The following is a 12,108-nucleotide window of genomic DNA, read 5'->3' as shown; positions in this document are numbered from 1 at the left end:
TCAGGCGCGCTGGAGGGCGCGAGAGACCTCGCCCGGCCAGGACGGACCCTCGAAGATGAAGGCGGAGAAGGCCTCGACCAGGTCGGCACCTGCGCCAATCATGCGCAGCGCGTCCTCGGGGGAGGAGATGCCGCCCGTACCGATGAGGATCTGCTCGTCGTCGAGGTGGCGCGCCACCAGGGACACCACTTCGAGCGCGCGGGGCAGCAGGGGAGCGCCGGAGACACCGCCCTCACCCAGGTCGTGGTTGATCGTCGTGTTCGTGGCCACAACGCCCGCCAAGCCCAATTCCTTTGTCAGCTCGACGACGGCGACGATGTCCTCGTCGGCCAGATCGGGTGCGATCTTGACGAAGAGGGGCATGACGCGGTCCGGTGCGCCGGCCTCGCAGCCGCGTCGTGCGGCCTGGAGAATCGGGCGCAGGTGGTCGACCGACTGCAGCTCACGCAGGCCGGGAGTGTTGGGGGAAGAGACGTTGACGACGACGAAGTCGACCCAGTGGGCGAGCGTCTTCGCGCAGTACTCGTAGTCGGCGGGGGCCTCGGCCTCGGGGGTCACTTTGTTCTTGCCGATGTTCGCACCCACGATGGCGGCGCGGCCCGCGTGGGTGGAGCGCAGCTCGCGCAACTTCTCGGCGGCCGCGTCCGCGCCCGCGTTGTTGAATCCCATGCGGTTGCGCAGGCCTCGGTCCTCCATGAGGCGCCATAGGCGTGGCGCCTCGTTGCCCGGCTGCGGGCGCGGTGTCACGGTGCCGATCTCGACGAAGGCGTAGCCCAGGGCGCTCATACCCAGGACTGCTTCGGCGTCCTTGTCCATGCCGGCGGCTAGGCCGAGGCGCGAGGGCAGCTCGCGGTGACCCAGCATGAGCGGGACCTCGACACCGCCGACGATGCGGGTCGGTCGACGCAGGGGGTCCATGTAGCCCAGGGTGGCCCGCATGAGTCCCCGCGTGAGAGCGCAGCGCCCTGCGAGGGAGATCGCACCCAGGCCCAGGTGGTGTGCCTGCTCCGGGTCAGAACGCGAAATGAAGTGTCGGAAGGTCCAGTTGTACGCGCGTCGGATCATAGCTCCAAGGGTAGTTGATTAGTCCCACCATGCCCACCACCAGCGCGTGGATGATGCGTCTCGCACGAGGAATCGCATCTCGTCGGGAGGGACGGCGTCTGCTCCCAGCCCGAGGACCTGAGCGAGGGTCAGCCAGTGTTCGTACGACGGACAGGAGGCGTCGTCAATGGGGCGTCCGGTGTGTGCGATGATTGCGGACTCGGGGACGCATACGGTATCGATGCTGACGCGCTCGTCCCAGCGGGGAGCGCGGATGACATATCCTTCGAGCGTGAGACCGTCGATTCGGGTGGCAGCGCGCAGCAGGTCGGAGATGCGCGGCGCATTGTTCTGTCGGTCATCGCGTGCGAGCGGAGGCAGGAGCGTGCGCAGCCTGCGCGCCTCTTCGCCCGACAGATCAGCGAAGCGTGCGTAGTCGCCCGTGTCCCATCCTTCGCAGATGTAGGGAGCGAGCAACGCCGTTACGTGGCGGTCGTCGAGCCAGTGCATGGGTCCGTACATACCCTCGCGCACTGGCCCCTCCTCGGTGGGGTCCTCATACGGAGATTCGACGCCGGGTTCCGTTTGCGCCGAGGCCGTGGTGTCCTGCGTGGAGTCGGGGACCCAATCGGTCGGGTTGTCTACGGGGATGGGAACGGTCGAGGCCGTGGTGGCCTCGCCGGTGGGGGTGGCACGGAGCGTCACCGATGTGTCCTCGTCATCGATGTGGACCTGTGAGGTGGCGGTGAGTGTGAGTGAGACGCGCATAGCGGTGTCCTTCCGGTAGGGGCGGCGTTGGTGCCGCATGTATGTCAGGATCGCGCCCTGGGCCCACTCAACTCCAGCCGCGTGCGCCACCCTGTGGATAGCGGGGCGACACGCGGCAGGCCTGTGGAAACAACAGCCGCGGCCCCACACCCTGTGGATGGGTGCGGGGCCGTGAGTAAGAATGCCGTGGGGGTTACTTGGGGAACTCTCCGCGTGCTACCTGGGGGCGCGGGGAGCGCCAGCGGCGCGGCATGATCATGCGCGAGAAGGTGTAGTAGCCGGTGCCGCGCGGGATCTCATCGCGGGGGTGTTCCTGCGTGAAGGCGTTCTTGATCTTACGCCACACGAGCATGGCCTCGACGCCGGTGACGATGAAGGCACCGTACATGAGGATCGTAGAGGCGTAGAGGATGTAGACCTGCGTCTGCTCGGGGATCTTGTTGCCAAAGAGTGAGAGGATCATGATGAGGATGATGGAGGCCATCATGACGAGGAGAACCCACTCGGAGAACGAGTGGCGGGCATCGACGTAGTCGCGCACAAAGCGGCGTGCGCTTCCCTTGTCGCGCGTGGGCAGATGCTTCTCATCGCCCGTTACCAGGGCGCGCTGTTCGGCTTCCCAGCGGGCGTTGCGCGCCGCCCTCGCTGCCCGCTTTGCTTCCTTGCGGTCGGCGGGTACGAGGGGGTGAAGGCGGGCGGCCTCGGCCTGCTTGCGCTTCGGCGTGGGGCGACCTTTTTTGCCGCCGGGCGTGGTTGAGACAGGCTCAACGGTCGTCGAGGTCTCGTCGCTGTTGTTTTTGTTTCGTCCAAACACGCTCCAAGGCTAGCCGATAGGCCCCCCGCCGTGCACTGTCATGGTCTACCCTGTGCGTATGGCTGAAACTTCACATGAATTGTCGACGTCCGTTTTAAGGGAGCGCCTCGAGGCTGCTTTCCCGTCTCTCCTGGAGGAGCTCACACAGCTGGTCGCTATTCCGTCGGTGTCGTCGGACCCGGCTCACGCGGCTGACCTGGAGCGCAGCGCCGAGCATCTGAGGGAGCGTTTTGAGGCTCTGGGACTGGCTGCGAAGGTCCTGCGCGAGACGGCCGAGGATGGCACGGAGGGCAAGCCCGCCGTTGTCGCCCACACGCCCCACATTGAGGGAGCACCGACCGTCCTCCTGTACGCCCACCACGACGTGCAGCCGGTGGGTGAGCTGAGCCGTTGGAGCATGGATCCCTACAAGGCTGAGGTACGCGGCGACCGTATTTATGGGCGCGGCTCCTCTGACGACGGCGCTGGCGTGACCGTCCACTTGGGTTCGCTGTCCATCCTGGGCGCGGACCTGCCTGTCAACGTTGTTGTCTTCATTGAAGGTGAGGAGGAGATCGGCTCTCCGTCCTTCACTGCCTTCCTGGATGCTCACAAGGATGAGCTCGCCGCTGACGTCATCGTCGTGACGGACTCGTCGAATTGGAAGCCGGGCGAACCCGCCGTCACGTCGACGCTGCGCGGTAACGCTATCGTGACGGTTGACGTCACGGTCGCGGATCACGCGGTTCACTCGGGTGCCTTTGGCGGCCCCCTGCTCGATTCGGTTGCGATTTCCTCGATGCTGATTGCGTCTCTCTTTGATGACAAGGGCGACGTTGCGGTGCCGGGTCTGGGTGGCTCGGATCACGCGGACGTTGATTGGCCGGAGGCGGAACTGCGCGAGGCAGCAGGAATGGTTGAGGGCCTGCAGCTGGCCGGTTCCGGTGATATCGCGGCTCGCATGTGGACGAAGCCGTCGATCTCCGTCATCGGTTTCGATGCCCGCCCCGTCTCTAACGCGTCAAATACGATTGCCCCGCATACGCGCTTCCGTCTGTCGATGCGCACGGTGCCGGGCGTGGATCCCGCGCAGGCGCAGGCCAAGCTGGCCGACTTCCTGCTCTCCCACGTTCCCTTCGGCGCGCGCGTCGAGGTCACGTGCGAGGACGCAGGTGCCGGCTACCAGGCTGACATGGACTCTCCGGTCACGAAGACTCTGCACGAGTGCCTGACCGAGGCGTGGGGCGTGCCCTCCGTCAACATTGGCGTGGGCGGTTCGATCCCGTTCATTTCGGACTTCCAGCGTATCTTCCCGGGCGCGCAGGTCGTCGTCACGGGCGTTGAGGATCCGCTGACGAACGCGCACTCCGAGGACGAGTCGCAGTCGATCCCGGATCTGAAGGCCGCGATCCTCGCCGAGGCGCTGCTGCTGACCCGCCTGGCCTCCCTGTGAGGCGAGTTGTCGTAGCCGGTCGGTGGGATGGGGCGCGTCCCCTCCTGCCGACCGGCGTCGCGTTGGAGGAGATCGGCCAGGGCGTTCTCGCCGGCTGCGCGGACGCGGAGCCGGTGCTCCTGCCGTTCGGGGCTGGCCCCACCTTCGACGAGGCCGTGGCCGCCTCGCGCTCCCAGGCCTCGTTCGTGCGCGTCCCCACCGACGTGGCCTCGACCCGTGAGGCTGGCGAGCGCGTGGCGACGGCGCTGGGGGAGTCCAGGGTCGTCGTCGAAGGCGGCCACAACGCCTCTCCTGACTGCGGACTCGGCTTCCTGGCGGGCCTGCTCGGCGTGGCCGACTCCGAGGTGAGCGGCGACGCGCTGCCCGCTGCCCTGACGCGCGCCGAAGAACTGGTCGCGGCCAGCGGCACCGACCTCGTGTGCGCCGCCTCAACGCCTCGGCCCCTGCTGGGCCTCGACTCAGTGCTCGCGGTCGACCCCGACCTCACCCCCATTGAGGAACAGAACACAGCGCTCACGGGGTTGCTGACGCAGGCCTTCGCGCACCGGCCGCTGGGGCGTCGCCAGTTAATCGAGAGTTCCATCGGTCATCCTGCGCGCGGCTATGGATCCGGAGCGGGGGGCGGCGTGGGCGCGATCATCGCTGCCAGCGGCGGGCGCATCGTTCCCACAGGAGTGCTGCTCGATGACCTCCTCATCCTCGATAAAGCGCTAGAGTCCGCCGATCTGCTCATCGTGGCAGAACCGGAGTTGGCCTCGCCGCTGCTAGCTACGTCCACGCTCGACTCACTGACGAAAGCTGCTGGAGCGCACGCACTTCCGGTCGTCGGCTGCACCGTCCGTTCCAGCCTGTCCCATGTGGAGCGAGCCGAGTGGGGACTTCACGGCGTCTTCGAGACGGAGGCGCGCGTCACCCTTCGCGAGGCCGGGAGACGCATCGCGCGCACGTGGTTACGCTAAGCGCGCATCCCACCTCTCGCGCGGGGCGCAGCCGGGGGAGTACTGTGTCAAACGCATACGTCTATTCAGCACGATAAGGAGCACCATGTCCGAGTCCACAACTCAGGCTCCCACCCACGAGGTCACCCTCACCGACGTCGCTGCCGCGAAGGTGAAGAGCCTCCTCGAGCAGGAGGGTCGCGACGACCTGCGCCTGCGTATCGCCGTGCAGCCCGGTGGCTGCTCGGGCCTGATCTACCAGCTCTACTTCGATGACCGCATGCTCGACGGGGACGCTATCCGTTCCTTCGACGGCGTCGAGGTCGTCGTCGACCGCATGAGCGTGCCCTACCTGAGCGGTGCCACGATTGACTTCGCTGACACCATCGAGCGTCAGGGCTTCACGATCGACAACCCGAACGCCCAGAACACCTGTGCCTGCGGCGAATCCTTCCACTGAGCCGAAAGAGACTCCCACCCATGATGTCCTCCCTGCGCCGCTTCGGCGCCCTCGCTGGCGCTGTTGCCCTCGCACTTGGCCTCTCCGCCTGCACCGACCTGACCTCCTCGTCCAACACGACGTCGTCCGCGTCTCCCACCGTCTCGGCAAGCGAGATCGACTACTCCGCGTGTGCGACCGACGATTCCGCGGACCAGCAGAAGTTCGTTGACCGCTCCGGAAAGGGGTCTTTCCCCGGTGTCACGGGCGACGACACCCCCGTCATTGCCGCGGGAACGGGTTCTGAACCCACCGACAAGGTCCTGGTGAAGACCCTCAAGCAGGGTGACGGCGCGCTCGTGTGCCCCGGTGCGACGGTGAAGGTCAACTACGTTGGCGCGTTGTGGAACGGCACCGTCTTCGATTCCTCCTACACGAAGGGCCAGCCGATCGAGTTCCCCCTCAGTAAGGTCGTCAAGGGATGGGGCTACGGCCTGGCACACACGCACGTCGGTGATCGCGTCGAGCTGGTTATTCCTTCCTCGCTCGGTTACGGGTCCCAGGCAAACGCTTCGATCCCGGCGAACTCCACGCTGGTGTTCGTGGTTGACATCCTGGCAGCGAGCACTCAGAAGATCGCCGATGCATCTGTCCTGACCGGCGCGACTGCGACCGGTGAGGAACTGCCCGCCGGCATCACTGTGTCCGGTGACGCTGGCGTCGAACCAACTCTGGCGATCGACGAGTCTCAGAGCGTCCCGACCGAACGCAAGATCTACACGGTCTACAAGGGAAGCGGCGAGGAGCTGGCGAACGGCCAGACGTTCCTGTACAAGGCGGTCGCTGGTGGATTCGGAGCGCAGGGACAGACTGAGTCGACCTGGGCGCAGGCGGTTGAAGAAGCTCCCGTGACCGATGCCGGTCTGGCCGGGTACACGGTTGGTTCCCGTCTCCTCTTGGTCACCCCGATTCCTGGCGCAGGCGGGCAGTCGGGCGCTTCGGCTCAGGCGAGCGTCATGATCGTCGATATCGTCGGCGTGTCCTCGATGGAGTAATTGACTCCGACTTGATTCCAGTCAACGGTTGCGGGCGGCTCCCAGTGGGGGAGCCGCCCGCAACCCGTTAGAATGTGGCCAACGCGTCTATTTACGCCACACATGCAAGGAGAGTTTCCATGAGCGACGAAACCGTTCGAATCCTGGTTTTCAGCGACGATAAGGACAAGCGCGCCGCCGTCATCAACGGCATCGGTCTGCGCGCGTCTAAGGACACGCCCCGCATTGAATGGGTGGAGGCCGCCACCGGCTTCGGCGTGCGCGACGCCTTCGACCAGCAGGATTTCGCGTTGCTCGTCCTCGACGCCGAGTCAAAGAAGGAGGGCGGCATGTCCGTCGCCCAGGATCTCCAGGAGACCCGCGACGGCGTTCCCCCGATCATTTTCCTGACGGCGCGCCCCCAGGACGAGTGGCTGGCCACCTGGGCCGGTGCCACCGCCACGGTTTCCGACCCGATTGACCCGATCATCCTTCAGGAAACTGTCGCCGAGGTCTTGCGTGGGGCGGCCCGATGAGTCGGCGCGAATGGGGTCCGATCATCGCTTCTCTCATCGCCGGTGAGGCGCTGGACTACGACCAGTCCTACTGGCTCATGGACCAGGTGATGAGTGGCGAGCTGGGTGAAGCCCGCCTCGCCTCCTTCCTGACTGCCATGGCGATCAAGGGAGCCACGGTCGAGGAGATCCACGGCCTCGCTGATGGCATGCAGGATCACGCGCAGCGCGTGGACCTGCCCAGCCGCGCCCTCGATATCGTTGGCACGGGCGGGGACGGATACAAGACCGTCAACATTTCGACCATGTCCGCGATCGTGCTGGCCGCGATGGGCATTCCCCTCGTTAAGCACGGTAACCGGGCGTCCACGTCGAAGTCCGGTTCTGCCGACGTGATCGAGGCGCTGGGCGTCAACCTGGACGTCGAGGTCGATCAGCTGCGCTCCATTTTTGATGAGGTCGGCATCGCGTTCCTTTTCGCTAACAAGATGCACCCGTCGATGCACTTTGCCGCCCCGGTGCGCCGCGCGCTCGGCTTCCCGACGGCCTTCAACGTGCTTGGTCCGCTGACGAACCCCGCGAAGGTGCAAGCCTGCGCAATCGGTGCGGCCAAGGAAGAAAACGCGCGCCTCATGGCGGGGGTCTATGCGTCGCGCGGGCTGTCCGCCCTTGTTTTCCGCGGCGCGACCACGGGACTTGACGAGCTGACGATAACTGATACGAACCAGGTGTGGATCGTGAACGGTGGTCACGTCAGCGAGGTTGCTTTCGACGCTCGTGACTCTCTCGGCATGGCGTCGGCGACCATCGAAGACCTGGCCGGTGGCGAAGCCGTTGAGAATGCTGCCGTGGCCCGCGAGGTCCTCTCGGGTGGTGGAGCAGACGCCGTGCGCGACGCCGTCGCCCTCAACGTTGGTGCGGGCATCCTGGCCTGGGAGGGCCTGGACAACCCGGTCAGTCCCGCCGACTTCGAGGAGCGCATGCGTGTCGCGGTTGATCGCGGCCTTGCTGCTCTCGCGGACGGTGTCGGAGCACGCCTGGTTGAGCGCTGGGTGGCGGCGTCCAACGCCTAACAGCCTGTTCGCGCCTACACGCGCGAGCGTTCGTGCGGATGGGCGGTTGCGTGAGCGAGGAGTTCACGCAGCCGCCCGTCGCGTAGGGGACTGAGCATCGGTGCCGCCCATGGCAGGGGGGACTCCCACGCGATGAGGCGCGTGCCCGGCTCGCTCAGCTGGGCGCAGATGAGCGCGCTCTCCGACCATGATGCTGCCTGTGCTGCGAGTCCATCGACCTCGAGCACAGGCGTCGATGTCAGGACCTCGATCCATGCAGTGGGATCGGTTCGGGGCGGCACCACGACCGAATTGATGTAGCGCCCATAGGACGCCACATGCATGACCCATCCGGGTTCGCCCGCGTCTCGGCGCGCGCCCCACACAATGCGCGGTGCCGCGAGGATAGGGCGCATCGTCGCGCGTTCAACGCCCGCCATGTAGGCGCCGAGCTCGTCGCGCGCGCGGGCTGCCGACTCGAAGAGGCCCTGGGCGCCAAGACGCGTCATGACCGCGGTGAGGGCCTCGGGAACGGCGAGCGACGAAGCGGCCACGGCCTCGTCGATGAAGGAGGGGGCCTGCGCGTCTTCGCTCTCGGACAGCGCCCGCATAATCGCGTTCGCTGCCCGCGTGGCGTGTGCACGCGTGCCGAAGGGGCCGAGTGCCCGGGGTAGGTCAGAGAGACCGACGCGGGGGACCACGACGGCACGATCTGCTTCGCGCACGACCCAGTGCTGATTGGCTTGCCTGCGCGACGCTGAGTTGTATGGCGGTGCCAGCGCCGCGATGTCGCGCAGCTCCCGCACACGCGCCTCCAGCACGGAGGCAGTGGGAAACGAGTGCACCCCGGCCGCCAGAGACACCATGCGCTGGACCTTTGGGCGCTTCTCCGCACGCGTGTAGTAGCTGCCCACGCGTGAGCGCAGGGACGAGGCCGACCCGACGTAGAGCGCATCCCCCGAGACGTCGACGAAATGATAGACACCCGGAGCGCTCGGCAGCTCGGCGACGAAGGACGGCGTGGCGGGGCGGCGGGAGGGAACTGCATCGCTGAGGACCAGCAGGTCCTCCACGTCGGTGACGCCCGCCGAGGCCAGGAGGTCTACGAAGCCGAGCAATACCTCGGCCGTCGCGCGCGCATCCCCGAGCGCGTGATGCTCCGGGACTGTCGCGGTTCCAAAGTACGAGGCGATGGTTCCGAGCTTGTGGTTACGCACGAGCGGACGGGGCAGTGCTAAGCGCGCCAAACCGAGCGTGTCCACAACCCGGACCTTCGGCCAGGGACGCCCCGACGCGCGCGCCGCTCGGCGCAGGAACCCGACGTCGAAGGACGCGTTGTGAGCGACGAGCACAGGCGCATCCTCACCCTCCAGCCCCGACCACTCAAGAAAGCGTTCCAACACCGGTCCGATAGGATCCGCATCGGCGACCATCGCGGGAGTAATGCCCGTCAGGGAGGTAATGAACGGGGGAATTGGTGCGCAGGGACGCGCGAGTGAGCAGAACTCGTCGGCAAGGCGCCCGCCTCGCACGCGCACCGCGCCGATTTCTGTGATCTCCGCTCCGACGCCCAGACCCGTCGTCTCCAGGTCGACGACCACCCAGTGCCCGTCCGAGGCCGGGGTGCCCACAGCGTCGAGGCTCAGCTGAACCTCCGGTCTCGCACTACGAGACAATGTGTCAGAAACAAGCTCGCGAGCATAGCGTTTGTCCGACCCTACGGGCGCGATGCTTCCTGAACAATTGCGCACGTGAGTCTCTTTCGTCATAGAGTTGATACTAATTCGAACGCGCGCCCGCGCGCCCGCTGACAATTGAGGAGTCACAGTGGCGTTCTACCAGGCACTCAAAGCGACCGGCAGTCCCGTTCTGAAGGCTGCGTATCACCCGTGGATTCGAGGCAAGGAAAACGTCCCCGCCGAGGGACCCGCCATCCTGGCCTCCAACCACAATGCCGTGTGGGACTCCGTGTTCTTACCCATGATGCTTGACCGCGAAGTCGTCTTCATGGGCAAGGCCGACTACTTCACCGGCACCGGTGTGAAGGGCTGGATGACCAAGGAGTTCATGCGTGCGGTCGGCACCATCCCCGTGGATCGCACCGGCGGACGCGCCTCCGAGGCTGCGCTCAACGCCGGACTCAAGCGCCTGCGCTCGGGTGAGCTTTTCGGTATCTACCCCGAGGGTACGCGTAGCCCCGACGGTCGCCTCTACCGTGGTAAGACCGGCGTTGCCCGCCTGGCCCTCCTGTCTGGCGCGCCCGTCATCCCCGTTGCCATGATCGGCACGCACGCTGCCCAGCCGATCGGCCAGAAGATCCCCTCGCGCACCAACATTGGAATGGTCATCGGTGAGCCCCTCGATTTCTCGCGCTACAAGGGTCTGCACAAGGACCGCTACGTGCTGCGCGCCATCACCGATGAGATCATGTACAACCTGATGCTGCTGTCCGGTCAGGAGTACGTCGACCTGTACGCCGCGGATGTCAAGGCCCAGCTGGCAGCCGAGGGCGCGTTCGAGGGGCCGGTTCCCTCCAACGGCCGCACCGCCCCGGGCGGACGCACGGCTCCCGACGTGCCCGTGCCGACCGCTCCCGAAGAAGAAACGTCGGAGGAAGAGAACAAGGAGGATTCCTCCAAGTAATCGCCTCTTGCGGGACGATGCTTCGGCATCGTTCCGTGGGACGGGCGTCCTTGGCGAAACGTGACACGGGCCGGGTAGAATGGACTGTGCCCTGCTCACGCGCGGGTCCATGCACTAGGCAGCCCCATCGGGCAGCCCGGGTGTCGCGGCTCGCCTATCTGCGCGGGGCCGTACCTAACCAACCTGAGAAAGGTGACATTCATGTCGGTCCGTCGTGTTGCCCTGCTGACCGCAGGTGGCTTCGCCCCGTGCCTGTCCTCCGCTGTCGGTGGACTCATCGAGCGCTACAACGAAATTGATCCCTCCGTCGAGATCATCGCTTACCAGAATGGCTACCACGGCCTGCTCACCGGCAACTACGTGCTGGTGGACGAGGAGGCTCGTAAGCACGCAGCCGTCCTCCACCGCTACGGCGGCTCCCCGATTGGTAACTCCCGCGTCAAGCTGACGAACAAGAAGAACCTGGTCGAGCGCGGCCTCGTCGCCGAGGATGAGGATCCGCTGCAGAAGGCTGCCGAGCAGCTGCGCACCGACGGCGTTGATGTCCTGCACACCATCGGTGGCGACGACACCAATACGACGGCCGCCGACCTTGCTGCCTACCTGGAGGAGCACGACTACCACCTGACCGTCGTGGGCCTGCCCAAGACCATCGACAACGACGTGGTGCCGATCCGTCAGTCCCTCGGCGCTTGGACCGCCGCCGAAGAGGTGTCGGAGTACTCCCAGAACGTTATCGGCGAGCATCGCTCCAACCCCCGCATGCTCATCATCCACGAGATCATGGGCCGCCACTGCGGGTGGCTGACCGCTGCGGGTTCGCACCGCTACCACGAGTGGCTCAAGACCCAGGAGTGGGTGCCCTCGATCGGCCTGTCGAAGGAACGTTGGGACATCCACGCCATCTTCGTGCCCGAGATGAAGATCGATCTGGACGCCGAGGCCAAGCGCCTCAAGGCGATCATGGACGAGCAGGGCAACGTCAACATCTTCCTGTCTGAGGGCGCTGGCGTCCCCGAGATCATCGCGGAGATCGAGGCTGCCGGTGGCGAGGTCCAGCGCGACCCCTTCGGCCACGTCAAGCTCGACACGATCAACCCCGGCCAGTGGTTCGCCAAGCAGTTCGCCGAGAAGATCGACGCTGAGAAGGTCATGGTTCAGAAGTCCGGCTACTTCTCGCGTTCCTCGCGCGCCAACGCCGACGACCTTCGCCTGATCAAGTCGATGACCGACCTGGCCGTCGAGTGCGCGTTCAAGGGCGAGTCCGGCGTCATCGGTCACGACGAAGAGGACAACGATCGTCTGAAGGCTATCCCGTTCCCGCGCATCGCGGGTGGCAAGCCTTTCGACATCTCGGCTCCGTGGTTCCTCGAGATGATGGCCGAGATCGGCCAGAGCGTCGAGCCGGCTGGCGAGTGAGTCGCTTCGC

The 12,108-nt window shown here is 65.9% G+C and carries 11 protein-coding genes and 2 pseudogenes; 9 read left to right on the top strand and 4 right to left on the bottom strand.

Annotation, left to right across the window (positions count from 1 at the left end):
* The 3 genes from O3932_RS04370 to O3932_RS04360 all read right to left on the bottom strand — a co-directional run bounded on the left by O3932_RS04370 (position 1) and on the right by O3932_RS04360 (position 2,626).
* Positions 1–1,065: a quinone-dependent dihydroorotate dehydrogenase gene (locus tag O3932_RS04370; protein WP_296504499.1), complete on the bottom strand. Its 1,065-nt coding sequence runs from the start codon at positions 1,063–1,065 to the stop codon at positions 1–3.
* Positions 1,066–1,083: 18 nt separating this feature from the next.
* Positions 1,084–1,812, bottom strand: coding sequence for a hypothetical protein (locus O3932_RS04365; protein ID WP_371536491.1), 729 nt, complete (start codon positions 1,810–1,812; stop codon positions 1,084–1,086).
* Positions 1,813–2,005: 193 nt separating this feature from the next.
* Positions 2,006–2,626, bottom strand: coding sequence for a DUF3043 domain-containing protein (locus O3932_RS04360; protein WP_371536488.1), 621 nt, complete (start codon positions 2,624–2,626; stop codon positions 2,006–2,008).
* A 58-nt stretch (positions 2,627–2,684) separates the two neighbouring features.
* Here O3932_RS04360 and O3932_RS04355 point away from each other — a divergent pair, with 58 nt between their 5' ends.
* The 7 genes and pseudogenes from O3932_RS04355 to trpD all read left to right on the top strand — a co-directional run bounded on the left by O3932_RS04355 (position 2,685) and on the right by trpD (position 8,057).
* On the top strand, positions 2,685–4,058 hold the full coding sequence (locus O3932_RS04355; RefSeq protein ID WP_371536485.1) for a M20/M25/M40 family metallo-hydrolase: 1,374 nt from the start codon (positions 2,685–2,687) through the stop codon (positions 4,056–4,058).
* Positions 4,055–5,017, top strand: a complete 963-nt coding sequence (locus O3932_RS04350; RefSeq protein WP_371536483.1) for a glycerate kinase — start codon at positions 4,055–4,057, stop codon at positions 5,015–5,017. The genes O3932_RS04355 and O3932_RS04350 overlap by 4 nt, the downstream gene beginning before the upstream one ends.
* Before the next feature lie 85 nt (positions 5,018–5,102).
* The gene (gene erpA / locus O3932_RS04345) at positions 5,103–5,456 is read left to right on the top strand and encodes an iron-sulfur cluster insertion protein ErpA (protein WP_009648609.1); all 354 of its coding nucleotides are present in this window, start codon (positions 5,103–5,105) and stop codon (positions 5,454–5,456) included.
* A gap of 20 nt (positions 5,457–5,476) precedes the next feature.
* Positions 5,477–6,037, top strand: a pseudogene (locus O3932_RS04340) (FKBP-type peptidyl-prolyl cis-trans isomerase); the annotation flags it as partial.
* Between the two features lie 164 nt (positions 6,038–6,201).
* Positions 6,202–6,309, top strand: a pseudogene (locus O3932_RS04335) (hypothetical protein); the annotation flags it as partial.
* Between the two features lie 300 nt (positions 6,310–6,609).
* A complete protein-coding gene (locus tag O3932_RS04330; protein ID WP_009648606.1) occupies positions 6,610–7,005 on the top strand; it encodes a response regulator transcription factor in 396 nt (131 codons plus the stop codon).
* Complete coding sequence (trpD, locus tag O3932_RS04325) at positions 7,002–8,057, top strand: anthranilate phosphoribosyltransferase (protein ID WP_371536481.1); 1,056 nt, start codon at positions 7,002–7,004, stop codon at positions 8,055–8,057. Before O3932_RS04330 ends, trpD begins: the two co-directional genes overlap by 4 nt.
* A 14-nt stretch (positions 8,058–8,071) precedes the next feature.
* Here the strand turns inward: trpD and O3932_RS04320 are convergent, their stop codons facing one another.
* Positions 8,072–9,667, bottom strand: a complete 1,596-nt coding sequence (locus O3932_RS04320; protein WP_371536478.1) for an exonuclease domain-containing protein — start codon at positions 9,665–9,667, stop codon at positions 8,072–8,074.
* Positions 9,668–9,863: 196 nt separating this feature from the next.
* On the opposite strand from O3932_RS04320, the gene O3932_RS04315 reads away from it, so the two are divergent.
* Together O3932_RS04315 and O3932_RS04310 are read left to right on the top strand one after the other, a co-directional pair.
* Entirely contained in the window at positions 9,864–10,679 is an 816-nt protein-coding gene (locus tag O3932_RS04315) for a 1-acyl-sn-glycerol-3-phosphate acyltransferase (protein ID WP_009648614.1), read from the top strand.
* Positions 10,680–10,880: 201 nt separating this feature from the next.
* Positions 10,881–12,098, top strand: a complete 1,218-nt coding sequence (locus O3932_RS04310; RefSeq protein ID WP_009648598.1) for a pyrophosphate--fructose-6-phosphate 1-phosphotransferase — start codon at positions 10,881–10,883, stop codon at positions 12,096–12,098.
* Positions 12,099–12,108: the final 10 nt, after the last annotated feature.

Source organism: Pauljensenia sp. 20925_1_25, from assembly GCF_041433955.1.
Lineage (GTDB): Bacteria > Actinomycetota > Actinomycetes > Actinomycetales > Actinomycetaceae > Pauljensenia.
This window is presented reverse-complemented; position numbering and strand designations above follow the sequence as displayed.

Excerpts from the sequence above, each read along its gene's own strand:
- O3932_RS04370 (WP_296504499.1), bottom strand. The coding sequence starts at position 1,065 with ATGATCCGACGCGCGTACAACTGGACCTTCCGACACTTCATTTCGCGT.
- O3932_RS04365 (WP_371536491.1), bottom strand. The coding sequence starts at position 1,812 with ATGCGCGTCTCACTCACACTCACCGCCACCTCACAGGTCCACATCGAT.
- O3932_RS04355 (WP_371536485.1), top strand. The coding sequence starts at position 2,685 with ATGGCTGAAACTTCACATGAATTGTCGACGTCCGTTTTAAGGGAGCGC.
- erpA (WP_009648609.1), top strand. The coding sequence starts at position 5,103 with ATGTCCGAGTCCACAACTCAGGCTCCCACCCACGAGGTCACCCTCACC.
- O3932_RS04330 (WP_009648606.1), top strand. The coding sequence starts at position 6,610 with ATGAGCGACGAAACCGTTCGAATCCTGGTTTTCAGCGACGATAAGGAC.
- trpD (WP_371536481.1), top strand. The coding sequence starts at position 7,002 with ATGAGTCGGCGCGAATGGGGTCCGATCATCGCTTCTCTCATCGCCGGT.
- O3932_RS04310 (WP_009648598.1), top strand. The coding sequence starts at position 10,881 with ATGTCGGTCCGTCGTGTTGCCCTGCTGACCGCAGGTGGCTTCGCCCCG.